General features: G+C 66.9%; 23 protein-coding genes and 1 riboswitch. Of the genes, 6 read left to right on the plus strand and 17 right to left on the minus strand.

Annotated features, from left to right (window positions below; translation table 11 throughout):
- Positions 1-82: 82 nt before the first annotated feature.
- From katG to ruvB, 7 genes are all read right to left on the minus strand, one after another.
- Positions 83-2,278, minus strand: coding sequence for a catalase/peroxidase HPI (gene katG / locus KBY75_RS00470; protein ID WP_255022550.1), 2,196 nt, complete (start codon positions 2,276-2,278; stop codon positions 83-85).
- A 95-nt stretch (positions 2,279-2,373) separates the two neighbouring features.
- Entirely contained in the window at positions 2,374-3,756 is a 1,383-nt protein-coding gene (thiC, locus tag KBY75_RS00475) for a phosphomethylpyrimidine synthase ThiC (protein ID WP_255022551.1), read from the minus strand.
- Positions 3,757-3,798: 42 nt separating this feature from the next.
- A riboswitch (TPP riboswitch) is annotated at positions 3,799-3,906 on the minus strand.
- A gap of 101 nt (positions 3,907-4,007) precedes the next feature.
- Positions 4,008-4,598, minus strand: a complete 591-nt coding sequence (locus KBY75_RS00480; protein WP_255022552.1) for a HEAT repeat domain-containing protein — start codon at positions 4,596-4,598, stop codon at positions 4,008-4,010.
- Positions 4,595-4,813, minus strand: coding sequence for a DUF3188 domain-containing protein (locus KBY75_RS00485; protein WP_255022553.1), 219 nt, complete (start codon positions 4,811-4,813; stop codon positions 4,595-4,597). Before KBY75_RS00485 ends, KBY75_RS00480 begins: the two co-directional genes overlap by 4 nt.
- Positions 4,810-6,042: an amidohydrolase gene (locus KBY75_RS00490; protein ID WP_255022554.1), complete on the minus strand. Its 1,233-nt coding sequence runs from the start codon at positions 6,040-6,042 to the stop codon at positions 4,810-4,812. Before KBY75_RS00490 ends, KBY75_RS00485 begins: the two co-directional genes overlap by 4 nt.
- 14 nt (positions 6,043-6,056) lie before the next feature.
- The gene (locus tag KBY75_RS00495) at positions 6,057-6,815 is read right to left on the minus strand and encodes a tetratricopeptide repeat protein (RefSeq protein WP_255022555.1); all 759 of its coding nucleotides are present in this window, start codon (positions 6,813-6,815) and stop codon (positions 6,057-6,059) included.
- Between the two features lie 13 nt (positions 6,816-6,828).
- Positions 6,829-7,911: a Holliday junction branch migration DNA helicase RuvB gene (gene ruvB / locus KBY75_RS00500; protein ID WP_255022556.1), complete on the minus strand. Its 1,083-nt coding sequence runs from the start codon at positions 7,909-7,911 to the stop codon at positions 6,829-6,831.
- Positions 7,912-7,973: 62 nt separating this feature from the next.
- On the opposite strand from ruvB, the gene smpB reads away from it, so the two are divergent.
- Complete coding sequence (smpB, locus tag KBY75_RS00505) at positions 7,974-8,471, plus strand: SsrA-binding protein SmpB (RefSeq protein WP_254935225.1); 498 nt, start codon at positions 7,974-7,976, stop codon at positions 8,469-8,471.
- 52 nt (positions 8,472-8,523) lie between these two features.
- Here the strand turns inward: smpB and KBY75_RS00510 are convergent, their stop codons facing one another.
- Together KBY75_RS00510 and KBY75_RS00515 are read right to left on the minus strand one after the other, a co-directional pair.
- Positions 8,524-10,512 carry a protein kinase domain-containing protein gene (locus KBY75_RS00510; protein WP_254935226.1) on the minus strand — a complete coding sequence of 663 codons (1,989 nt, stop codon included), beginning with the start codon at positions 10,510-10,512 and terminating at the stop codon, positions 8,524-8,526.
- On the minus strand, positions 10,512-11,513 hold the full coding sequence (locus tag KBY75_RS00515; RefSeq protein WP_255022557.1) for a cysteine synthase A: 1,002 nt from the start codon (positions 11,511-11,513) through the stop codon (positions 10,512-10,514). Before KBY75_RS00515 ends, KBY75_RS00510 begins: the two co-directional genes overlap by 1 nt.
- A gap of 81 nt (positions 11,514-11,594) precedes the next feature.
- On the opposite strand from KBY75_RS00515, the gene egtB reads away from it, so the two are divergent.
- The 4 genes from egtB to KBY75_RS00535 are packed head-to-tail and all read left to right on the plus strand — an operon-like array spanning position 11,595 to position 14,422.
- The gene (gene egtB / locus KBY75_RS00520; protein WP_255022558.1) at positions 11,595-12,746 is read left to right on the plus strand and encodes an ergothioneine biosynthesis protein EgtB; all 1,152 of its coding nucleotides are present in this window, start codon (positions 11,595-11,597) and stop codon (positions 12,744-12,746) included.
- Positions 12,736-13,701 carry an L-histidine N(alpha)-methyltransferase gene (gene egtD / locus KBY75_RS00525; protein WP_255022559.1) on the plus strand — a complete coding sequence of 322 codons (966 nt, stop codon included), beginning with the start codon at positions 12,736-12,738 and terminating at the stop codon, positions 13,699-13,701. Before egtB ends, egtD begins: the two co-directional genes overlap by 11 nt.
- Before the next feature lie 17 nt (positions 13,702-13,718).
- A complete protein-coding gene (locus KBY75_RS00530; protein WP_254935230.1) occupies positions 13,719-13,955 on the plus strand; it encodes a hercynine metabolism small protein in 237 nt (78 codons plus the stop codon).
- The gene (locus tag KBY75_RS00535) at positions 13,952-14,422 is read left to right on the plus strand and encodes a hercynine metabolism protein (RefSeq protein WP_255022560.1); all 471 of its coding nucleotides are present in this window, start codon (positions 13,952-13,954) and stop codon (positions 14,420-14,422) included. The genes KBY75_RS00530 and KBY75_RS00535 overlap by 4 nt, the downstream gene beginning before the upstream one ends.
- A 369-nt stretch (positions 14,423-14,791) precedes the next feature.
- On the opposite strand, the gene KBY75_RS00540 is transcribed toward KBY75_RS00535, so the two are convergent.
- The 7 genes from KBY75_RS00540 to KBY75_RS00570 are packed head-to-tail and all read right to left on the minus strand — an operon-like array spanning position 14,792 to position 21,181.
- A complete protein-coding gene (locus KBY75_RS00540) occupies positions 14,792-15,055 on the minus strand; it encodes a hypothetical protein (RefSeq protein WP_190388593.1) in 264 nt (87 codons plus the stop codon).
- Positions 15,056-15,098: 43 nt separating this feature from the next.
- A complete protein-coding gene (gene lysS, locus KBY75_RS00545) occupies positions 15,099-16,643 on the minus strand; it encodes a lysine--tRNA ligase (RefSeq protein WP_255022561.1) in 1,545 nt (514 codons plus the stop codon).
- 39 nt (positions 16,644-16,682) lie between these two features.
- Positions 16,683-17,492 carry a response regulator transcription factor RpaB gene (rpaB, locus tag KBY75_RS00550; protein WP_396097724.1) on the minus strand — a complete coding sequence of 270 codons (810 nt, stop codon included), beginning with the start codon at positions 17,490-17,492 and terminating at the stop codon, positions 16,683-16,685.
- Between the two features lie 54 nt (positions 17,493-17,546).
- Complete coding sequence (locus tag KBY75_RS00555; protein WP_255022562.1) at positions 17,547-18,884, minus strand: ABC transporter substrate-binding protein; 1,338 nt, start codon at positions 18,882-18,884, stop codon at positions 17,547-17,549.
- 4 nt (positions 18,885-18,888) lie between these two features.
- Positions 18,889-19,392 (minus strand): rod shape-determining protein MreD, encoded by a 504-nt coding sequence (locus KBY75_RS00560; protein WP_255022563.1) that lies wholly within the window; start codon positions 19,390-19,392, stop codon positions 18,889-18,891.
- On the minus strand, positions 19,389-20,129 hold the full coding sequence (mreC, locus tag KBY75_RS00565; RefSeq protein WP_255022564.1) for a rod shape-determining protein MreC: 741 nt from the start codon (positions 20,127-20,129) through the stop codon (positions 19,389-19,391). Before mreC ends, KBY75_RS00560 begins: the two co-directional genes overlap by 4 nt.
- A gap of 5 nt (positions 20,130-20,134) precedes the next feature.
- Positions 20,135-21,181 (minus strand): rod shape-determining protein, encoded by a 1,047-nt coding sequence (locus KBY75_RS00570; RefSeq protein WP_255022565.1) that lies wholly within the window; start codon positions 21,179-21,181, stop codon positions 20,135-20,137.
- A 129-nt stretch (positions 21,182-21,310) separates the two neighbouring features.
- Between KBY75_RS00570 and KBY75_RS00575 the strand changes: the two genes are divergently transcribed.
- The gene (locus tag KBY75_RS00575; RefSeq protein ID WP_255022566.1) at positions 21,311-21,712 is read left to right on the plus strand and encodes a single-stranded DNA-binding protein; all 402 of its coding nucleotides are present in this window, start codon (positions 21,311-21,313) and stop codon (positions 21,710-21,712) included.
- A gap of 27 nt (positions 21,713-21,739) precedes the next feature.
- Here KBY75_RS00575 and KBY75_RS00580 read toward each other — a convergent pair whose 3' ends face one another.
- Positions 21,740-22,399, minus strand: coding sequence for a DedA family protein (locus KBY75_RS00580; RefSeq protein WP_255022567.1), 660 nt, complete (start codon positions 22,397-22,399; stop codon positions 21,740-21,742).
- Positions 22,400-22,405: the final 6 nt, after the last annotated feature.

The following is a 22,405-nucleotide window of genomic DNA, read 5'->3' on the forward strand; positions in this document are numbered from 1 at the left end:
GGCTGAGCCCCCACTTAGCCAGGAGCCCCGCCAATGTGGCGGGGCTTTTTTAATGGCAGCTCGGCAGGAGTGCAGCCGCCGATCAACCCTTGAGGTCGAAGCGATCGGCCTCCATAACCTTCACCCAGGCGGCCACGAAGTCGCCCACGAGGCGGCCGGCGCCATCGCCCTGGGCATACACCTCGGCGATCGCCCGCAGCTGGGAGTTGGAGCCGAACACCAGATCCACCCGGCTGCCGCTCCAGCGCAGCGCGCCGCTGCGGCGATCGCGCCCTTCAAACAGCTCGCCGGTCTCATCGGTGGGGCTCCAGCTGGTAGCCATGTCGAGCAGGTTCACGAAGAAGTCGTTGCTCAACACCCCCGGCCGCTCGGTGAACACGCCATGGTGCTGGGCGCCAGTGTTGGCGCCCAGCACCCGCAGGCCACCCACCAGCACGGTCATTTCGGGGGCGCTGAGACCGAGAAGCTGGGCCCGGTCCACCAGCAGGTGCTCGGCGCTCACGCTCATCGGAGCCTTCTGCCAGTTGCGGAAGCCGTCGGCCTGGGGCTCCATCACCGCAAACGAGGCCGCATCGGTGTGCTCTTGGCTGGCATCCATCCGCCCCGGTGTGAACGGCACATCGACGGTGTGGCTCCCAGCGGCCGCCGCCTGCTCCACGCCCACGCCACCGGCTAGCACGATCAGATCGGCCAGCGACACGCGCACGCCATCTGTGCGGGAGGCGTTGAAGGCCTGCTGGATGCCCTCGAGCACCGCCAACACCCGCTGGAGCTGCTCGGGTTCGTTGACGGCCCAGTCTTTTTGCGGCGCCAGCCGCACCCGGGCGCCGTTGGCGCCGCCGCGCTTGTCGGAGCCGCGGAAGCTGGAGGCCGAAGCCCAGGCGGTGCTCACCAGCTCAGCCACGCTCAGGCCGGAGGCGGCCACACGCGCCTTGAGATCGGCGATGGCGGCCCCATCCACCAGGGGATGGTCAACCGCTGGGATCGGGTCCTGCCAGATCAGCTCTTCGGCGGGCACCTCGGGGCCGAGGTAGAGGCTCCTGGGCCCCATGTCGCGGTGGGTGAGCTTGAACCAGGCGCGAGCGAAGGCATCGGCGAAGGCCTCCGGGTGCTGGTGGAAGTGGCGTGAAATCGGCTCGTAGATCGGATCGAAGCGCAGCGACAGATCCGCCGTGGTCATCATCGGCGGATGCTTGAGCCCGGGGATGTGGGCGTCGGGGATCAGGTGCTCCTCGCGGCAGTCTTTCGCCTGCCACTGCCAGGCACCGGCGGGGCTCTTGATCAGCTCCCACTCGTAGCCAAACAGCATGTCGAAATAGCCCATGTCCCAGCGGGTGGGGTTGGGTTTCCAGGCGCCCTCAATGCCGCTGGTGGTGGTATCGGCCCCCTTGCCGCTGCCATGGCGATTGGCCCAACCCAGGCCCATCTGCTCCAGGGGAGCGCCTTCCGGGGCCGGGCCCATCAGCTCTTCGCTGCCGGCACCATGGGCCTTGCCGAAGGTATGGCCGCCGGCGGTGAGGGCCACGGTCTCCGCGTCGTCCATCGCCATGCGGGCGAAGGTCTCGCGCACGTCGCGCCCCGACGCCACCGGATCGGGCACCCCATTAGGGCCCTCAGGGTTCACGTAGATCAACCCCATCTGCACGGCAGCCAGTGGGTTTTCCAGCTGGCGATCGCCGCTATAGCGCTCATCGCCGAGCCAGGTTTTTTCGTTGCCCCAGTAGATGTCTTCCTCCGGCTGCCAGATGTCGGCGCGGCCGCCGCCGAAGCCAAAGGTGCGCAGCCCCATCGATTCGAGGGCGGCGTTGCCAGCCAGGATCATCAAGTCGGCCCAGGAGATGCTGTTGCCGTATTTCTGCTTGATCGGCCAGAGCAGGCGGCGGGCCTTGTCGAGGTTGCCGTTGTCGGGCCAGCTGTTGATCGGCGCGAAGCGCTGGTTGCCGGTGCCGCCGCCGCCGCGGCCATCGGCAGTGCGGTAGGTGCCGGCGCTGTGCCAGGCCATGCGGATGAATAGCCCGCCGTAGTGGCCCCAGTCGGCGGGCCACCAGTCTTGGGAGTCGGTCATCAGGGCGATCAGGTCGCCCTTGAGGGCCGGGTAATCGAGCTGCTGGAAGGCCTCGGCATAGTGAAAAGCCTCACCGAGCGGATTGGAGGCCGGGCTGTGCTGGCGCAGGATCGCCAGGTTGATCTGCTGGGGCCACCAGTCGCGCGGCGCGGGACCGCGGCCCGCCACTGAAGTTTCGCCGTGGTTGAAGGGGCACTTGCCGAGTTCAGTCATGGTGTTGCCTGCCTAATCGCACTGGCTGAACCGTAGCCAGGACGATTAGGGGCAACCGGCAAGGGTCACAGTCCTTAGCGGGCCGCCCGCCTGGCTCAGACGGCGGCGGCTTGGCCCGCCTTCTGCTCCGCCAGCACCTGCTCCAACCCAGCTAAATCCTCATCGGTGATCTTGGTTTGCATTGGGCAGTGCTTGGGGCCGCACATGGAGCAGAACTCGGCCTGCTTGTAGATGTCAGCGGGCAGGGTTTCGTCGTGATACTCGCGAGCCCGCTCCGGATCCAGCGAAAGATCGAACTGCTTGTTCCAGTCGAAGGCGTAGCGGGCCCGGCTGAGTTCGTCGTCGCGGTCGCGAGCGCCGGGGCGGTGGCGAGCGATGTCTGCGGCGTGAGCCGCGATCTTGTAAGCGATCAGGCCCTCCCGCACATCTTCGGCGTTGGGCAGGCCCAGGTGCTCCTTCGGGGTCACGTAGCAGAGCATCGCCGTGCCGTACCAACCGGCCATCGCTGCGCCAATGGCGCTGGTGATGTGGTCGTAGCCGGGGGCGATGTCGGTGACCAGCGGACCGAGCACATAGAAGGGCGCCTCGCTGCACTCCTCCATCTGCTTTTTGACGTTGAACTCGATCTGGTCCATCGGCACATGGCCTGGACCCTCCACCATCACCTGGATGTCGTGCTCCCAGGCGCGGCGGGTGAGCTGGCCCAGGGTTTTCAGTTCCGCCAGCTGGGCCGCATCGGAGGCGTCGTGCTGGCAACCTGGCCGCAGCGAATCGCCAAGGGAGAAGCTGCAGTCGTAGCGCTTGAAGATTTCGATGATGTCATCGAAATGGGTGAACAGGGGATTCTGCTTGTGGTGATACAGCATCCACTGGGCCAAGATCCCGCCGCCGCGGCTAACGATGCCGGTGAGGCGACCCTTCACTAGCGGCAGGTGCTCAATCAGCAGACCGGCATGAATCGTTTGGTAGTCAACGCCCTGCTGACAGTGCTTCTCAATGATGTGCAGGAAGTCGTCGGCGTCGAGCTTCTCGATTGAGCCGTGCACGCTCTCGAGCGCCTGATAGACGGGCACCGTGCCGATCGGCACCGGCGAGGCATTAATGATCGCCGTGCGCACCTCATCGAGATTGACGCCGCCGGTGGAGAGATCCATCACCGTGTCGGCGCCGTATTTCACCGCTAGGCGCAGCTTGGCCACCTCCTCATCGAGATCGGAAGCATTGGGGGAGGCGCCGATATTGGCGTTCACCTTGCAGCGGCTGGCGATGCCGATCGCCATCGGCTCCAAATTGAGGTGGTTGATGTTGGCCGGGATGATCATGCGTCCCCGAGCCACCTCCTCCATCACCAACGACTCGGGCAGGTTTTCCCGCTTGGCCACATAGGCCATCTCCTCAGTCACTACGCCCTGGCGGGCGTAATACATCTGGGAATAATTCGCGGTGCCGCGACGCTTCTCAATCCAGGCGCTACGCATTTGAGGCTGCAGATAGGGCGGGGCGCAGCCTGAGAGTGGTTTCACAATCCAATTCCACTTCCCTGCGCCGGCATGACCCGGATCAGGTTCGGAGGGTGTGATCTCAGCCCGAAGCTGCAGTAATGCAGCGGGGCACCCCTAGTGACAAGTGAAAGCTAGCAAGAGCAGGCACCATCAGGGTGCTGGCGCCGTGTACAGAGTTTGTACATCTGTACAGACTCTGTACACATCCAGGAATGCGTCCCCAAGCCTCAGCTCTGCAGACCATTGAGCGCCGCGGCCACCACCCGGTGGTCTGGATCGGCCTGGAGCTGCTGCAACAAGACCCGGGCCTCGGCAGCGCCCTGCTCCCGCACCAAGCGGGCCAGGATCTCGGCGCCGCCCACCCGCACCGTGCCATCTGCGTCTGTGATCGCCATCGAAGCCAGCTCCAGCAACCAAGCCGGATCAATGGCTGGCTGCTCAGCAAGAGCCGAAAGGATGCTGCAGCGCACCAGCCACTGCTGATCGGATGCGAACACATCACGCAGCAGGGGCCAGGCCCGCTCAAGGCAGTGGCTCACTAGGGAGTTGGCAGCTTCGGCTCGCACATTGGCGTCCTCATCGCCCTGCATCGCGGCCACCAGCGCCTGCCAGCCGGCCTCGTTTTGCTTCACCCCAAGGCCGGCGCAGCTGAGCGAGCGCACCATGAACATGCTCTGCTCCAGCCCGAGCAGCAGTAACGGCACGGCCTGCTCCAACGCCACCTCCCGCAAACCCACCAGGGCCGGCATGGCCCGGCTGGGGTCTCCGCAAAGAATGGCCTCACGCAGGGCCGATAGATCGGGAGACGGATTGCTCATATATCCCCATCGTGGCGCAGGGCCGCCAGCAGCTCACGCCGCCGCCGCCGCCACCCCACAGCACTGGTGACAAGCAGGCCCGTGCCGATCAGCAGAGCTGGCAGGGCTGGAATCCGATCGACGCCGCGGCGCTGCAGCAGCACCAGCAGCGCCAGCAGGATCAACAGGGGCGAGGAGAGGGCCAGCAACCCCCGCAGCCAGGGCCTTTGCTTCACGGGCGCCGCTCCATCCAGCGCAGCAGGCTCAAGGTGAGCACGCCAATGCCCACCGGCAGGGACTCTTCGTCGGGAGCAAAGCTGTTGCTGTGCAAAGGCGTGCAGCCCTGAGGCCCCGCCACCCCCAAGCGAAACATGGTGCCGCGGGTGCCATCGAGCAATTCGGCGAAATCCTCTGCTCCCAAAGACGGCTGCTCGAGCCACTGCACCTGCTGGCGGCCAAGCAACTCCACCCCAGCTTCAGCCACCAGCTCGGTGAGGGCAGGGTCGTTGTGTACAGGCGGTGAAATCACCCGATAGCGCACCCGGGCCTCGCCGCCATGGCCGCGGCAGAGGGCCTGCACCGTGTCTTCAATCCAGCCCGGCAGCTGGGCGTGCACGTCGGTGTCGAGGCAGCGCACCGTGCCCAGCAGACGCACATGGTCGGCGATCACATTGAAAGCCTTACCGCCCTCGATCCGCCCAAAACTCACCACCACCGGGTGCAGGGCATCAAGGCGGCGGCTGATCGCCTCCTGCAGACCACTCACCACCCGCGCCGCAATCCAAATGGCGTCGGTGCTCTGGTGGGGCCGGGCGCCGTGGCCGCCCTCGCCCAGCACCTCCACCTCCAGCTCACCGGCCGCCGCTGTAAGGCTGCCGCTGCGCACGCCGATCGTGCCCGCCGCCAGGCTGGGAAACACGTGCACACCAAACAGGGCTGCCACGCCTTCCATGGCGCCATCGGCCTTCATCCAGGCCGCCCCCTGGGCCGTTTCCTCAGCGGGCTGAAACAACAGCCGCACCCGGGCCGTGAGCAGCTCGGGGTGGCGCTCGGCAAGCTCAGCCAGCAGGTAGGCCACCCCCAGTCCCACGGCGGTGTGCAGGTCGTGGCCGCAGGCATGCATCAAGCCCTGCTGGGTGGAGGCGTAGTCGAGGCCGGTGCGCTCCTCCACCGGCAGGGCATCCATATCCACCCGCAGGGCCACCAGGGGGGCGGGCAAGCCATCAGGCCCCTGCTCTGGCCCCAGCTCCGCCAGCACGCCGGTGCGACCGACCCCCTCGCGCACCTGCCAACCCCAGCGCCGCAGCTCACCTGCCACCAGGGCAGCGGTCTGCTGTTCATGGCCACTGAGCTCGGGGTGGCGATGGATATGACGCCGCAACTGGATCAGCTCCGGCAGCACCTCGGCCAGGGCCTGCTCAAGCCCCAGGGCCTGCCAATTCAAGCTGCAGGGTGTTGCCGTCATTCGAGGGCCATCGTTCAGGGGGCCAAAGCGAGGAATTGCGCCAAAGCTTCCACCGGCTCGGGGGGCCAGCGCCGCGTCGCAAGCAACCATTCTTGCTGCCGGTAGCGGGGATCGAGGCCAGAGGCGGCCGCCCAGTTGCTTTCGGCCTCACCGCGAGCCCCCTTCTGCCAGAGCAGCGCCGTGAGACCAGCTCTGGCATCAGCAAACAGGGGATAACGGCGGATCAGGTTGCGCAGCTGCCGCTCGGCCTCGGCGCGATCGCCCAGCTGGAAGGCCGCCAAGGCAGCACTGGAGCGGGCCATGGCGAAGCCTGGCCTAGCCAGGGAAGCGGCCTCAAAGCAACTTCGCGCCTCCTGCCAGTCACCCAGGGAGCCCTGCACATTGCCGAGGTTGTAGAGGGCCGAGGCGCGCGGTTCACCCGCGTCCTGCGGGGCGCGCTCCAGGATCCAGCGGTAGTCGGCTTCGGCGGCAGCCCACTGGCCCAAGGCCTCCTCGGCTGTGCCGCGATTGAGGTGGGGATCGGGGCTCTCGCCGTCGAGCTGCATCGCCTTGGTCTGGTCAGCGATGGCGGCGCGGGGATCGCCCAGGGCCAGCTGCACATTGCCCCGATTGCTCCAGGCCGCCGCGTCCTCCGGGGCCACCTCCAGCACCTGGTTCCAGAGGGGTAGAGCCTCATCAAAGCGCCCCTGCCGGCTGGCGCTGAGAGCCTGATCAAACAGCTGGGGCAGCAGCAGCTGCAGGCCCAGCAGCAAGGCAAACAACGTAGAAATCATGGTTGGCTACTGGTCATGCGGCCGCCCCGGCCGGCCAGCCCAAGTGGTTGCGGCCCGCCGGGGTAACCAGCCGTCCCCGGGGGGTGCGCTGCAGAAAACCCAGCTGCAACAGGTAGGGCTCCACCACCGCTTCGAGGGTGGCGGAATCTTCGCCGAGACCGGCGGCCAGGGTGTCGAGGCCCACGGGGCCGCCGCCATAGCCCTCGAGCATCAAGGTGAGCAAACGCCGGTCACTGGCATCGAGACCGCGGTCGTCAACGCGGTGCAGGCTGAGGGCCTCAGCCACCAGGGGCGCACCAATGCAGCCATGACCCCGCACTGAAGCCACATCACGCACCCGACGCAGCAGGCGATTGGCAATGCGGGGGGTGCCGCGACAGCGGCGGGCAACTTCCAGGGCGGCCCCGCCCTCCAGCTTGATCTGGAGCAGGCCAGCAGCCCGCTCCACAATTTGCTGAAGCTCATCGAGTCCGTAAAACTCAAGCCGCTGAATCAGGCCGAAGCGATCCCGCAGCGGTGAACTAAGCGATCCGGCCCGGGTGGTGGCGCCAACAAGCGTGAAAGGTGGCAGATCCAGGCTGCGGGTGCGGGCCGTCGTGCCCTTACCCACGGTGAGATCGAGGCGGTAATCCTCCATCGCTGGATAAAGAATTTCCTCGGCCACCCTGTTGAGCCGATGAATCTCGTCAATGAACAGCAGCTCATGGGGCTGCAGGTTCACCAGCAGGCCAACGATGTCGCGGGGGCGCTCCAGGGCCGGGGCGCTGGTTATGCGGCAGCGCACGCCCAACTCCTCAGCAAGCACCAAAGCCATGGTGGTTTTGCCCAGGCCCGGTGGGCCGTAAAGCAGCACGTGGTCGAGGGCCTCTTGGCGGGCGCGGGTGGCCTCCACCGCGATGGCCAGCACCTGCTTGAGCTCGCTCTGGCCGATGTAATCGGCAAGGCGCTTGGGGCGGAGACTGTCCTCCCGAGGCAGGCCACTGGCTGCGGCGGGGACCTCCTCGAGCACGGCAGCGGGATCCACAAGGCGCGCTGGTGGCTCGTCGCGGCTGGGGCGGCCGCGGGGCGCCGAGGATCCCGAGGAGACGATGGCCATGCAGCGAGGGTACCGGGGGCTCCCTAGGGTCGGGAGATCAAGGGGACGGTTGCGGAGCAGCGATGGCCAAGGGCGGGGGCAAGAAGAGCGCTAAGGCCCAGCGCGATGCCGCCAACAAGCTGCTGGCCGACAACCGCTTTGCGCGGCACCAATACGAAATCCTCGAAACCCTGGAGTGCGGCCTCGAGCTATTTGGCACCGAGGTGAAGTCGATCCGGGCTGGGCAATCAAACCTGCGCGATGGCTTCTGCCTGATTCGCAAAGGAGAACTGCAGCTTCACAACGTGCACATTTCGCCCCACAGCCACGCGGGCGCGTTTTTCAACCATGAGCCGTTGCGAGTGCGCAAATTGCTGGCCCACCGCCGCGAAATTGACAAATTGCGGATTGGCCTAGATCAAAAAGGCCTCACCCTGATCCCCCTGAACCTGCACCTCAAGGGCTCCTGGATCAAGCTGACAATCGGTCTGGCCAAGGGCCGCAAGCTGCACGACAAGCGTCACGAGGAGCGGCGCAAGCAGGACATCAAGGACGCCAAGGCCGCAATCGCCCGGCTCTGAATTGGGGGGCCGGAGCGCCCGACCTACCCGCCCATACGCCTTCCGGCTGGAGTCAGTTCACTGGCGGTGGTACGGGCGGCAGGGGATCGGCGGCGGGCGCGGGCACGGCCGGAGCCTGGGGAGGCTCTAGCTGGGGCGCCGGCGCCTGCGGTGATGGTTCGGGGACGGTCACCGGCGGCGTCTCGACAGGGGGCGGATCGGCCCGCAACGACAGGGTGATCAGGGCCGGCGCCACGCCCTCGTTGGTTACCAGAAGCTGCACTGGGGAGTTCTTCTGCTCCCCCAAACTGACCACCCGCAGGGGCCCCTTGGCTTCCAGCAGCTCGCCATCGGCACTAAACACACTCATTTGCATCAAGGGCGAGCCATTCACGCCCAGCACCAGGCGATAGCCCGGCGGCAACCGCACCGGGAACAGCCGGGCACCACCAGCTTCTACCTGGGCTGAAATCACCTGGGTTGCCTGGGCCTGGGCCTGAATCGCCTCGATCTGCACGTTGGCCAGGCCCTGCTCCGCCGCGGCAAACCACAGCTGGCGAAAGGGCTCGGCCGGGATGTCAGCGCCGGGGCGGCCGGGCAGCAGGCTCTGGGCACTGCCCGAAACCAGCTGGCGCAACACCGCTGAGCTAAGTCCCTGATTAACCAGGGCCTGCTGACGCCTCTCCCAGTCACCGTTTGTGTAGGAACCCAGACGGCGCCGAATCTCGAGGGGTAGCTGCTCCACCCGAGCCAGCCACTCCTCTGCAAGCTCATTCCAAACCTTGCGCAGAGGAGAGTCGTCGAGAGAATCGCTGGGCAGGCGACCGCCCCGCTCCGGAAACTGGGCCAGCAGGCTGGCATCCACCAACTTCAAGAACCAGCCCCGATCCACCTGCATGGCCCGCAGCCGGTTAAGCAGCTGCTGGCGCTGATCCACCTCCGCCGGCGGCAGGCTGTTGGGCAACTGCAGGGCCGCATCGGGAACGGGCATGGTCAAGCGACCGCGGCTCAGCCACCACCAGCCCAGGGCAGTGCCCACGACCGCCGACAGCACCAGGGCAATCACAACCGGCCAGACGCCGCCTTCAGCGACCTCCTCGCGCTCCTCCAAGCGGCTACGCAGCACGGGAGAAGGCGGTGGGGGCAGCTGGACCGGCTCCGGAGAGGATTCAACAGGAACTTCAGGTGCTGCAGGCGCTTCAGGTGCTGGTGCTGGAGGTGGTGGTGGCACCAAAGCGACGGTGCGGTCGGCGCGGGGCACCGGACCGGTGCTCTCTGGCATGGGTATGGCCTGGAAGGCAGCCAGGGCCTGGGAGGCGGAAGCAAAGCGTTCGCCGGGCTGGCGCTCCAGCAGGCGGCTGATTTGGGCCTGCAAGGCCGGTTCAGCAGTGAGGGCCGCCGGCCAGCGCCAGGCCATGGTGACCGGATCCAGTAGCCGGGCGGGCTCCTCGCCGCTGAGCAGCACCAGGGCCACCACGCCGAGGGCATGCAGATCCATCCAGGGCTCGGGATCGGCGACCCGAGCCCGCTCGGGTGGGGCGTAGCCCGGGGTGGCGGCGGCCGTGCCTGCCACCAGGCCGAAATCGAGCAGCACCGGCAGCCCGTCGCTGTCGCGGCGCAACAGGTTGGCGGGGCTGAGGTCGCCGTGCACCAGTGCCTGGCTATGCAGCACGGCCAGCACCGGCAGCAGCTGGCGCAGCAGCAGCAGCACCTCACCGGCACCAAACACCAACTGGCGCTCGGCACGGGCCTGCAGCAGCAGTTGGTAGGTGCGGCCGGCTTGCCATTCGCGCACCAGCCACAAACCCTCCTGGGCCTGGATGGCCGCCCCGAGCCGGGGCACCTGGGGATGGAGCAGCCCCTGCAGCCGGCCCCAGAGCTGGCGCGCCCGAGCCGGGTCGATAGCTGGACCCAGCAGCCGCAAGGCCATCGGCGCCTCGGCGGCTAGCTGATCGCTAGCGCGCCAGAGTTCCCCCTGGGGAGCCTCTGCCGGCGGGGCGGAGCTGAGGCGTTGCTCGAGCCGGTAGCGCTCGCCGATCAACTGACCCACCTGCACCGCCATCAGCCCACCTCCAGCGAGGGCCGCAGGGGTTGGTGTAACCCCTTGCCCGCCAGCCAATCGGCGTCATAGAGCCGAGATCGGTAGCGATCACCGCTATCGCACAACACGGTCACGATCGTGTGGCCAGGACCAAGCCGCCGGGCCGTTTCCACCGCCGCGGCCACATTGATGCCCACCGAGCCGCCCAAAAACAAGCCCTCCTGCCACAGAAGCTGATAGATCGACTCGAGCGCGGTCTGGTCGTCGATGCGCACGGCATCATCGATGGGAGCACCCTCCAGGTTGGCGGTAACGCGGCTGTTGCCAATCCCCTCGGTAATCGAACTTCCCTCACTGACCAGCTCACCCCGGCTGGCCCAACTGTGTAGGGCGCTGCCGTGGGGGTCGGCCAGCACGCAGCGCACGGCTGGGTTTTGCTGCTTCAGATACAGGGCAACACCGGCATAGGTGCCGCCGGTGCCAGTGGCCGCCACCCAGGCATCCACCGCCCCATCGGTTTGCTGCCAGATCTCCGGACCGGTGGAGTTGAAGTGAGCGCGGCGGTTAGCCAGGTTGTCGAACTGGTTGGCCCACACGGCCCCGGGCGTTTCAGCGGCGATACGGCCCGAAAGCCGCACGTAGTTGTTGGGGTCGCGGTAAGGCACCGCCGGCACCGTGCGCACCTCGGCGCCGAGGCTGCGCAGCAGGCCGATCTTCTCGGCCGACTGGGTGTCGGGGATCACGATCAGGGCCCGATAGCCGCGGGCGTTGCAGAGGTGGGTGAGGCCAATGCCGGTGTTACCAGCGGTGCCCTCCACCACGGTTCCTCCAGGCTGAAGCAGCCCCTGCTCCTCCGCCTCCAGCAGGATCCCCAGAGCGGCGCGATCCTTCACCGACCCCCCAGGATTCATGAACTCGGCCTTACCGAGGATCTCGCAGCCCGTTTGCTCGCTCAGGGCGTTGAGCCGGATCAGGGGCGTGTTGCCAACGGCGCCCACGAACCCTGAAGTGATGCCGGCCATATCCGCGTGCGTTGCGTGGCGGGATCGTAGGCAAGGTCCCTAAGGTCGGGCCTGAATTAGCCCCAGATTGGCGGCAGCGGCATGGGGCAGGAGCTGAAGGCGCGCTACGCGCAGGTGCGCCAACGCAGCGTCGAATTGGTGGCTCCCCTGCAGCCCGAAGACGTCTGCCTGCAGGGCATGGCCGATGCCAGCCCGCCCAAGTGGCACCTGGGCCACACCACCTGGTTTTTTGAGCAGTTTGTGCTGCGTAGCCCAGTGTCGCCGGACGCCTGGGGCTTTCTTTTCAACAGCTATTACGACTCAGTAGGAGCCCGCCACCCCCGGCCCCAGCGGGGCCTACTCACCCGGCCAGCCCTGGCCGAGGTGCTGGCCTGGCGGCAGCGGCTGGATGGGGCCCTGCTCAGCCTGTTGGAGCAGCTTGAGCCGGGCGATCCCCGGCTAGAGCTGGTGGAACTGGGGCTGCAGCACGAGCAGCAGCACCAGGAGCTGCTGCTGATGGACCTGCTGGATGGCTTCAGCCGCAACCCGCTCGAGCCGGCATATGGCCCGAATCCGGAAGCTGCCTATCAAGCGAGCGTTGCCCAAGAACCCACCTGGCTGCAGCACCAGGGGGGGCTGGTGGAGATCGGCCATCCAGGTGGCAGTTTTCATTTCGACAACGAGGCGCCCAGGCACCGCCAGTGGCTCGAACCCTTTGCGCTTAGCTCCCGTTTAGTGAGCAACGGCGAATTTGCAACCTTTATTGGCGATGGCGGCTACAAGAGGCCGGAGCTATGGATGAGCGAGGGCTGGGCGGTGGCGCAAGCCCGGGGCTGGCAGGGACCGCGCTACTGGCGCGACGGCGAGGAATTTTCGCTGGCGGGGCGTCAGCCGCGGCGCTCCGAGCTGCCGGTGCGGCACCTGAGCTGGTTTGAAGCCGATGCCTACGCCCGCTGGGCGGGTGCCCGGCTGCCAGGCGAAGCCGAATGGGAGCTGCTGGCACCCCAACTGGAGCAGGCCTTCGGGGTGCTCTGGCAGTGGAGCGCCAGCCCCTACCGGCCCTACCCGGGCTTCGCGCCGGCAGCCGGGGCGGTGGGGGAATACAACGGCAAGTTCATGAGTTCCCAGATGGTGCTGCGCGGCAGCTGCTTTCTCACCCCGCCTGGCCACGAACGGCTCACCTACCGCAACTTCTACCCACCGGCGAGCCGTTGGCTGGCCGGTGGCCTACGCCTAGCCCGCGATGGCGGCTGACATGCAACTAATCGACCTCCACCCCGAACCGGCAGACATGCGGCGGCTAGTGCGCGAGGGCATGGCCCAGCAACCGCGTCAGCTGCCGGCCTGGCTGCTGTACGACGCCGAAGGCTCACGGCTGTTTGAGGCGATCTGCGAGCAGCCGGAATACGGGCTCACCCGCACCGAAACCGCCCTGCTGGAAGCGCGGGCGCCTGAGCTGGCAGCAGCGCTGGGAGCAGGGGTGCTGGTGGAGTTTGGCGCCGGCAATGCCCGCAAAGTGGGGCCCCTGCTCAAGGCGCTGCTGCCACCGGCCTACGTAGCCCTTGACATCAGCGCCGACCATCTCCAGCAAAGCTGCGTGGACCTGCAGGCGCGCCACCCGGCAGTGCCCGTGCTCGGCATCTGCTGCGACTACAGCGCCCTGCGGCAGCTGCCCGAGCACCCCTTACTCAGCGGCCGGCGGCTCCTGGGTTTCTATCCCGGCAGCTCAATCGGCAACTTCAGCCCCGAGGAAGCGCAGGCGCTGCTGCGGCAGCTGGGCCAACTGCTGGGCCCCGGCGCCAGGCTGCTGATCGGCATCGACCAACCCAAAGCCGTGGAGCGGCTGGAGGCCGCCTACAACGATGCCGCCGGAGTTTCAGCAGCCTTTGCCCGCAACCTGCTGGTGCGCCTCAACCGCGACCTAGCGGGCAACTTCAACCCCGACGCCTTCGCCTACAGCGCGCGGTGGCAACCCGAGCACAGCCGCATCGCCATGGCCCTGATGAGCCGCCAGGCCCAGTCGGTGCAGCTGGCGGGCGAGATCTGGAATTTCGCCGCAGGGGAGCCGCTGATCACCGAGTACAGCGTCAAATACGGCCCGGCGGAATTCACCGCCCTAGCTGAACGGGCCGGCTGGCGACCGCTGGGGCGTTGGAGCGATCCCGCCGACGACCTTTCGCTGCACCTGCTGGTGACGGCAGACTCCTGACATCAGGCAGGAGAACCATGGGTCGTGAGGAGCAACGGGCTGCCATGCGGCAGGTGCGCGAGGGCCTGATCGCAGAGCTGGAGGAGCTGTATCGGGGCGCCTTTGATCGCATCGGCAGCCAGGACCTGGGCGAGGGGGCAATCGCCCGACTCACCCAGCTGCTGCTGCGCTCCCGCGAAGCGGCGATCACACCGCTGCAGCAGGAGATCGAGGCGCCGCTGATCACCACGCCCGCCGGGCAGCCCGCCCCGTGAGCTGGCTCGACGAGCTGGAGGCGCAGCTAGATCAGCAACTGGCGGCCTTTCTCGCCGCCAACCCCAGCCAGGAAGCCCTGCTTGGCGAGCAGGAAGCGCGGGATCGCCAGGCCCGACTGGTGGGGCAGCGGCGCCAGTTGCAAAGGCAGGCGGAACAGGAGCGCCAGACCCTGCTGCAATTGGCCGCTGAAATCCGCTGCTGGCAGGAACGGCTAGCCAAGGCCCGCGCCGCCGGCGCCACAGCCCTGGCCGAGCGGGCTGAAGCCCACCAACTGGGCCTGATGGAACAGGGCCGGCTGCGCTGGCAACGCCTCGGGGAACTGGGGGTGAGCTTCGCGGCCGTAGAGCGCGAACTGGGCGAACTGGAGAGCCGTCCCCGCCCGCCACGGGCCTCCAGCCTCGAGCAGGACTGGGCCAGCTTCGAGGCCGAACAGGCCCTGGAGGCGTTGCGCCGGCGCCAGGGCTGAAAACAGAGGCAGAGCTACGCCGGTCGACGTGTCCCAAGCCCGAGCCCTGCTGTATTCCGTACAAGCTGTACAGAATTCAGGAGAGCGCAGAATCACACCCCCTGACGCCCAGCTCAACCAACTGCCGCCATGGGTTTTCTGTTGTCCAAACTGGTGGCCTTTCACATGCCCCGCTCCCTGGCCACCTCCCGGCAGCGCAGCGGCCAGTCGGTGGTGCCCACTACGGCAAACCCACCTTGGGCAACACACTCAAAAGTTTGTTGCCCGACGCCAAAGCGCTCTATCAGCTACGGGGCTGAAGTTGGTCGAGCTGGCTTGTGGTCCAGCCTGTTGACGTTCAAACCTATTGACGTTCAAGCCTATTGACTTTCAAGCCTTGGGAGCCGGCGGCACCAGGCTGACTCCTTCTGGCGGCGGAGTGGGGTCGGGATCGGCGATCAGCATGTGCTGCAGCACAATCTCGGGACGTTCACTGTCCCGCCAACGGATTCTGTAAGCGGGCATCTTGGTGCCGCGGCTGGTGGTCTGCTCCACCGGCTCCATCACCCAGCCCCGGCGCGAGCGGCCCTGGGGGTTGCGCTTCACCACAGCATCCGCGTGTTTGAAGCGAAAACCAACGCGCTCGCCACTCATGGAATCGCTGACCCCGGATGGGGAAGATTGCCTACTAGAGGGATTATCCCATTGCGCCTGGCCCAGCCTCCTGACGAGACTCCGAACGCGCCTCAGGACGCAGCTCCGGACGTAAGAGCGGGAAGGCGATCACATCACGGATCGAGGGGCTGTCGGTGAGCAGCATCACCAGCCGATCAATGCCAATGCCCAGGCCGCCCGTGGGGGGCATACCCACCTCCAGGGCTTGGATGAAGTCCTCGTCAACACCCTGGGCCTCGTCGTCGCCGGCAGCGCGGCGCTCCTGCTGGGTCTCAAGCCGCTGGCGCTGGTCCACCGGATCAATCAACTCGCTGAAGGCGTTGGCGGTTTCACGGCCCACGATGAACAGCTCGAAGCGCTCCACCATGCCGGGCTTGCTGCGATGGGCCCGGGCCAGGGGTGAGTTCTCCACCGGGTAATCGACCACGAAAGTGGGCTGGATCAGCTCAGCCTCCACCCGCTGCTCGAAGGCCTCCACCAACAATCGGCCGACGGAATCAGCCAGGGCTGGCACCTCCAGCCCCTGGGCTGCCATGGCTGCAGCAGCTGCCTCGCGGCTATCAAAAGAATTGAAATCCAGGCCGGTGGCGGCTTGCACCAGCTCATGCATGGTGGCCCGGCGCCAGGGGGGCGCCAGATCAATCTCCGTGCCCTGGTAGCTGATCGAGGTGGTGCCGCACACCTGCAGGCACACGTGGGCAATCAGCTGCTCCGTGAGCGCCATCATGTCGGTGTAGTCGGCGTAGGCCTGGTAGATCTCCACCGAGGTGAACTCGGGGTTGTGGCGGGTGCTGATGCCCTCGTTGCGGAAGATGCGCCCCAGCTCGTAGACCCGTTCGAAGCCGCCCACCACGAGCCGCTTGAGGTGCAGCTCGGTGGCGATGCGCAGGGTGAGGGGCAGGTCGAGAGCGTTGTGGTGGGTCTCGAACGGGCGGGCGTCGGCGCCACCGGGCACGCTCTGCAACACCGGCGTTTCGATCTCCAGGAAGCCGCGCTCATCCAGCCAGCGGCGCATGGAGCTCACCGCCAGGGCACGGCGGCGGAAGGTGTCGCGGGTGTGGGGCGAGACGATCAGATCGAGGTAGCGCTGGCGATAGCGCTTCTCCACATCCGCCAGGCCATGCCACTTGTCTGGCAAAGGCTGCAGGCTCTTGCTGAGCATCTGCCAGCCGGTCACCCTCACGGACAGCTCACCGCGATCGGTGCGGCGCAGCGTGCCGTGCACGCCGATCAGGTCGCCGGCATCCACCAGGGAGGTGAGGTGGGCAAAAGCCTCGGGGTCGTCCGGCAGCGAGGCCGCCAGGGTGGCCTTCTCGATAAACAGCTGGATCGGGCCGCTCTCATCGGCCAGGGTGAAGAAGGCGAGCTTGCCCATCACCCGGCGGGTCATCACCCGGCCGGCCACGGCCACCGCCACATCGCGCTCTTCGCCGTTGGCCAGATCGGCGTGGGCCTGCTGCAGCTCAGCGGTGCGGTGGCTGGGCTCGAAGCGCAGGGCATAGGGTCCCTGGCCCAGGGCGGCTAGGGCTGCGGCTTTCTCCAGACGGGTCTCGCGCAGATCCGACAAGGCAGACAGGGGGCTGAATCGGCCCATCCTGCAGGAGCGCTAGCCGTTTGCAGCCAGGCTTGCTTCCGCCATCCGCTGGGAGGCGTAGCCAGTGCCGCGCACCGTGAGGATCAGCTCCGGATTGCGGGGGTCGGGCTCGAGTTTGCCGCGCAGGCGAGCTACATACACGTCCACCACCCGCAAGTCGGCGGCGCGGCGGGGGGGGTAGCCCCAAAGCTGCTCAAGGATCTCAGCCCGGGGCACCACCCGACCCGGTTCCCGGAACAGCAGCTCCAGCAGGCTGAATTCGGTGTAGGTAAGCCCGATGCGCTCGCTATCACGGGTCACCTGGCGGCGGTTGGTGTCCACCACCAGATCCCCCACCCGCAACACGCCGCTGCCACTGGGCACCTCGCGGGGCTCAGTGGCAGCTGAACCGCGGCCAACCCGTCGCAGGATTGTGGCGATGCGGGCTTCGAGCTCCTTAGGGCTGAAGGGCTTGGGCAGGTAGTCGTCAGCACCGAGATCTAGGCCCGACACCCGCTCAGCGATCGCATCAAGGGCCGAAAGAAAAATGATCGGCACGCAGGATTCGGCCCGCAGCCGGCGGCAAACCGCAAAGCCGTCAAGCTTGGGCAGCATCACGTCGAGCACGACGAGATCGGGCTGCTCTTGGTGAAACAGGCTGAGGGCTTCCTCGCCGTCTTCAGCGCAGATCACCCGGTAGCCAGCCAGCTGCAAGCGCATCACCAGCACCCGGCGCACGGCGGCTTCGTCGTCCACCACCATCACGGTGGCTTTGGGCTCAACCGGGGCAGGCCCCAGGGAATCGGAGAAGGCGTCTGAAATGGGCCTGTCCTCCGAAGGCATGGGCGGTGCGCCGGGATGAAGAATCGCAACCATAACGCTCGATGCCCCCTTGGGTCACCCCCAACGGGCCCGGGAGTAGCGGTTCCACTCGTCAGCTGCAGCAGCCAGGGCCGCATCACTACCCACCTGGCCGAGCATGGCGCGCTGCAGCTGGGTATACACAATCGCCTGAAGCCGTTTCACACCCGGGCTCGCCGGCACCAGCACCCTGGCCTGGCGAAGGGTCTGGGCCGACAGCAACCGGGCCCGCTGCACCAGAGCCTCCTGCGCCCCAGCCCCAGGGGCAGGAGCAGCCGCCAGGCTGGCCTCCAGCTGCTGCAGGGCTTGCCGGTTGGAGGGCAGCACCCGCGCCTGCTCGGCGAAGGCCAGCTGGTTAGGACCATTGGTGAGAAATAGGGCGAAGCGGGCCGCCTCGGCCGCCAGGGCGCTCTGCTTGGGCACCACCAGATTCATCACCGCCACGTTGGCCTCAGCGCTGGCGCCCGTGAGCGGCGCAAAGGGCGCCGTAACCGCTGCAATTCCGGGAGCATTGGTCTGCAGGTTGCGCAGGAAGTCGGGGCCCGTTGCCACCTGGGCCAGGTCCCCCGATTGGTAGAGCTCGATGGCTCGCCGGTAGCCCTGGCTCACCACCTCCCGTGGCAACAGGCCGCGGCGGTAGAGGTCACTCCAGAAGGCAAAGGCCCGCCGCCCCGCGGGGCTATTGAAGGCCGCCCTTTGCTCCCCATCCAGCAACTTCACCCCCATCTGCACCAGGGTCTCCAGCAGCTCGGCGGAGTCGTCGGGCACCACGGTGACAAACAAGGCGTAGCGGCCCGTGCGGCGGCGCACCGCCTCGGCAAAGGCCGGCACCTGATCCCAGGCACTCGGGGGGGCGCTATAGCCGGCCCGCTCAAGCAGCTGGCGGTTGGCCATGGTGATCCGGGCGGTCAAATACCAAGGAATGGCGAACTGCTCCGCGCCTTGGCGGCCCGCCTCCCAGATCGCCGGCAGATAGGACTCAGCAGCCCCGGCCGGCAGCACATCACTTAAATCGAGCAGCCCCCCCTTGCTAGCCAGGTTGGCCGCGAAGGGGGGGTTGAGATTCACCAGGTCGGGGGCGGTGCGGGCAAACACCGCCGCCAGCAACTTGCGCTCCACCGAGCTCCAAGGCACGTCGGTCCAGCGCACCTGCAGGCCGGGGTTCTGGCCCTCCCAGGCTGCGATCAGCTCCCGCAGATAGCCGTTGAACTTGGGGGCCAGGTCCAGGGTCCAGAAATTCAGCACCTTGGCCGCCGCGGAATCAGCCCCCGGACCAGACCTGCCACAACTGCCCAGGCCCGCTGCCAGCAGGGCAGCAGCGGAGCCGCCGCCAAGAAGCTCAAGGAAACGCCGCCGGCTCTGGATCAATGCCATCTACTCAGCCTCGCCCGCCCTGGATCTGCTGGCGCCAGAGCAGCAGCTGCAGGGAGCAAAGCAGCGGTGCCAGCAGGGCCGTGAGCAGGGTTTGGGCCAGCCAGGTGTGCAATGCGGGCTCCAGGGGCCAGGGGCCCAGCAGCCGGCTCTGCAAAATCAGGCTGCCGCCCAGCAGGGCCGCACCCAGCAGGGCCAGCAGGCCAAGACTGAAGCTGCGCTCGATCGGCGGCCCCTGGCGGCCCAGCCGACCCCACCACCAGCCCAGCAGGGCTAGGGCAGGGATCTGCGTTATCGCCCCAGGGTGCAAAGCATCGAGCAACAAGCCCAGCCCTGCCCCCGCCAGGGCGCCGGAGAGGGGTCCATCAGCCAGGGCCCAGGGCAGCAGCCAAAGCACGGACCAAGCCGGGGGAATGCCCGCCAACTTCAAAGGCCCGGGCGCAGCCAGCACCAGCCAGGGCACTACTAAGGCCGTAGCCACACACCAACCGTGACGGGCCAGCCGACTCATGGCAGCCGCACCTGCACCCAGTCGACCGCCTCAACCGGGGCACTCAGCTGCACCACGGCCTCGGTAGCCGGCACGGCCCGGTCGTCGACCGACTGGATCACACCCACCGTGAGGTTGGGAGGCACCAGGGTGCTGGCGGGCGAGGTGACGACCACATCCCCCGGGCGCACGCCTGGATCCTTCTCCAGAAAGCGCAGCAAGGGGCGGCTGGTGCCGATGCCCGTGAGCAAGCCATGGCGCCGAACCCGTCCCACCCAGACGCCAACCCGGCTGCCCGGATCGGTGAGCAGGGTGACGCTGGCGGTGGTGGGAGTAACGCTGGCAATTCTGCCAATCAGACCCCCCGGCGCCGTCACCGCCATGCCGGGCCGCAGGCCCTGCAACTCGCCGCGGCCAATCACGAGCTGCTGCCACCAGCCCCCTGCCTGGCGCGAGATCACCGCTGCCGCCAATTCGCGGCCACCGCGTCCCTGCAACTCCAACAAGCTGCGCAGCCTGCGGTTGTCGGCATCCAGCTGGCGCAAGCGGTTTTGATCGCTGAGAGCCTGGCCGCTGCGCACCCACTCACCCTGGGCACTGCCGGGCCAGAAAGGACGGCTCGACAGGGCGTAGACATCGGTGAAACCCGCTCCTTTGCTCAGCCGCACGGCCAGCAGGGCCAGCGCCAGCAAGGCCCAAGGCCAGGCCTGCACTACAGCGCCCAGGGAGGGAAGGCGAAGCCTGCGGCCGGCCGGCATCAGAATTAGGCGTGCTGACGCACGAAGTCAGGGGTATCGAGCACGCGCTGCAGCCGCTTGTAGTCCTCAAGCACCATGCCGCAGCCGTTCACCACGCACAGCAGCGGGTCTTCTGCCACATGGGTAAGGATGCCGGTCTCGTGGCTGATCAGGTCGGTGATGCCCCGCACCTGGGCACCACCGCCAGCCAGCATGATGCCGCGATCGACGATGTCGGCGGCCAGCTCAGGCGGCGTGCGCTCCAATGTGCGCTTAACGGCTTCCACGATCACATTGAGGGGTTCGGCCATCGCCTCGCGAATATCACCGGCGCGGACGTTGATGGTGCGGGGCAGGCCGGAGAGCAGGTGCAGGCCGCGCACATCCATGGAGGTGTTGTCGTGGGCGTCGTCTGGGAAGGCGGAGCCGATGCGGATTTTGATGTCTTCGGCAGTGCGCTCACCCACCACCAGGTTGTGCACCTTCTTGAGGTAGAGGCCGATGGCGTCGCTTAGTTCGTCGCCAGCCACGCGCACCGACTCACTAATCACGGTTCCGCCCAAGCTGAGCACCGCCACTTCAGTGGTGCCGCCGCCGATATCAACAATCATGGTGCCCACTGCCTCGGTGACGGGCAGGCCCGCGCCGATGGCGGCCGCCACCGGCTCATCGATTAGGTGCACCTCACGGGCGCCGGCCAGGCCGGCTTCCCGCACGGCACGGCGCTCCACACCTGTAACTCCACTGGGGATGCCGATCACCAGCCGGGGCGCCACGATGCCGCGGCCTTCATTGGCCTTGCGAATGAAGGTTTTGATCATCTGCTCGGCGGCGTCGAAGTCGGCGATCACGCCGTCACGCAGGGGCCGCACGGCGCGAATGTTGCCGGGGGTGCGGCCCAGCATCATCTTGGCCTCATCGCCCACGGCCAGGGGCACGCCCCGCTCCAGATCCATGGCCACCACGGAAGGCTCTTGGAGCACGATGCCTTTGCCAGACACGAAGATCAGCGTGTTGGCGGTGCCCAGATCAATACCGATATCGCGCGAAAACTGGAAACGACGGAAAAACACGGACGCCCGGCCTGCAAGGGCCGAATCATACGAGGGTGTTACAGACGGCTCTAACGGTGGAACTAATGAAAGGTGGCAGCCGAACCGGGTGCCGCATCATTGATCCATCAACAACAGGAGACATCAACCATGGGCGTGAATTCCATCACCCTTGTCGGCCGGGCCGGCCGCGACCCCGAAGTCCGCTATTTCGAGTCAGGCAGTGTGGTCGCCAACCTCACCCTCGCCGTCAACCGCCGCAGCCGTGACGACGAGCCCGACTGGTTCAACCTCGAAATCTGGGGCAAACAAGCTCAGGTAGCCGCTGACTATGTCCGCAAAGGAGCCCTGGTGGGCATCATCGGCAGCTTCAAGCTCGACCGCTGGACCGACCGGGCCAGCGGTGAGGAGCGCACCAAGCCTGTGATCCGGGTCGACCGGCTGGAGCTGCTCGGCTCCAAGCGCGACGGCGAAGGGGGGGGTGGCATGGGAGCAGGCATGGGAGGAAGCTTCGGTGGTGGCTCCCCAAGCGAAGAGGAAGTGCCCTTCTGAGCCAAATGGCGACGGACCTGATCTGGCTCAGTGGGAATCGCTGCGCTTCTTCCAGATGCGCAGCCCCAGCCAGACGGCGCCGGCGGCGAGGGCCAGCACCAGCACCAACTTCACAGCCTGGGCCACCGGCTCGATCCACTGCTCCACGTTTGTGTAGCCCTCGCCCAGTGCCAGGCCCGCCAAGGTGAGCAGCAGGGTCCAGATAAGGCTGCCGGCCGTGGTCCAGAGCAGGAAAGGCGCTATGGGCATCATCTCGATGCCCGCAGGCACCGATATCAAGGTGCGAATGCCAGGCACCAGCCGGCCCCAAAACACCAAAGCGGTGCCGTATTTGGCAAACCAATCGCGGCTGCGGTGCAGCTCCTTGGGGCTGATGCCAATCCAGCGGCCGTGGCGCGCCAGCCATTGCTCAAGGCGCTGCTCGTTGATCAGCCGGCCGATGCCATACCAAGGCAAAGCACCCAGCACCGTGCCGAGCAGCCCCGCCACAACTACTGGCAGCAGAGCCAATTGGCCCTGCTGCACATAAAAGCCCCCGAGGGGCATGATCAATTCGGAGGGGATCGGCGGGAAGAGGTTCTCAAGGAACATCGCCGCAAAAATCGCTCCATAGCCAAGCCAGGGATTGGCCTCCACTGCCGCACCGATCAGCTGAGGCAGCTGTTGCACCAGTTCGCCAATCCCCATTGGGCT

This window comes from Cyanobium sp. T1G-Tous (genome assembly GCF_024345455.1).
Lineage (GTDB): Bacteria > Cyanobacteriota > Cyanobacteriia > PCC-6307 > Cyanobiaceae > Cyanobium_A.

Coding starts and splice junctions, on each gene's coding strand:
- egtD (WP_255022559.1), top strand. CDS start 12,736: ATGGCGGCTGACATGCAACTAATCGACCTCCACCCCGAACCGGCAGAC.
- KBY75_RS00515 (WP_255022557.1), bottom strand. CDS start 11,513: ATGGCCGGCATCACTTCAGGGTTCGTGGGCGCCGTTGGCAACACGCCC.
- egtB (WP_255022558.1), top strand. CDS start 11,595: ATGGGGCAGGAGCTGAAGGCGCGCTACGCGCAGGTGCGCCAACGCAGC.
- KBY75_RS00490 (WP_255022554.1), bottom strand. CDS start 6,042: ATGACGGCAACACCCTGCAGCTTGAATTGGCAGGCCCTGGGGCTTGAG.
- KBY75_RS00480 (WP_255022552.1), bottom strand. CDS start 4,598: ATGAGCAATCCGTCTCCCGATCTATCGGCCCTGCGTGAGGCCATTCTT.
- KBY75_RS00510 (WP_254935226.1), bottom strand. CDS start 10,512: ATGGCGGTGCAGGTGGGTCAGTTGATCGGCGAGCGCTACCGGCTCGAG.
- KBY75_RS00580 (WP_255022567.1), bottom strand. CDS start 22,399: ATGGGGATTGGCGAACTGGTGCAACAGCTGCCTCAGCTGATCGGTGCG.
- KBY75_RS00530 (WP_254935230.1), top strand. CDS start 13,719: ATGGGTCGTGAGGAGCAACGGGCTGCCATGCGGCAGGTGCGCGAGGGC.
- katG (WP_255022550.1), bottom strand. CDS start 2,278: ATGACTGAACTCGGCAAGTGCCCCTTCAACCACGGCGAAACTTCAGTG.
- mreC (WP_255022564.1), bottom strand. CDS start 20,129: ATGCCGGCCGGCCGCAGGCTTCGCCTTCCCTCCCTGGGCGCTGTAGTG.
- KBY75_RS00555 (WP_255022562.1), bottom strand. CDS start 18,884: ATGGCATTGATCCAGAGCCGGCGGCGTTTCCTTGAGCTTCTTGGCGGC.
- KBY75_RS00560 (WP_255022563.1), bottom strand. CDS start 19,392: ATGAGTCGGCTGGCCCGTCACGGTTGGTGTGTGGCTACGGCCTTAGTA.
- smpB (WP_254935225.1), top strand. CDS start 7,974: ATGGCCAAGGGCGGGGGCAAGAAGAGCGCTAAGGCCCAGCGCGATGCC.
- KBY75_RS00495 (WP_255022555.1), bottom strand. CDS start 6,815: ATGATTTCTACGTTGTTTGCCTTGCTGCTGGGCCTGCAGCTGCTGCTG.
- rpaB (WP_396097724.1), bottom strand. CDS start 17,492: ATGCCTTCGGAGGACAGGCCCATTTCAGACGCCTTCTCCGATTCCCTG.
- ruvB (WP_255022556.1), bottom strand. CDS start 7,911: ATGGCCATCGTCTCCTCGGGATCCTCGGCGCCCCGCGGCCGCCCCAGC.
- KBY75_RS00575 (WP_255022566.1), top strand. CDS start 21,311: ATGGGCGTGAATTCCATCACCCTTGTCGGCCGGGCCGGCCGCGACCCC.
- KBY75_RS00540 (WP_190388593.1), bottom strand. CDS start 15,055: ATGAGTGGCGAGCGCGTTGGTTTTCGCTTCAAACACGCGGATGCTGTG.
- thiC (WP_255022551.1), bottom strand. CDS start 3,756: ATGCGTAGCGCCTGGATTGAGAAGCGTCGCGGCACCGCGAATTATTCC.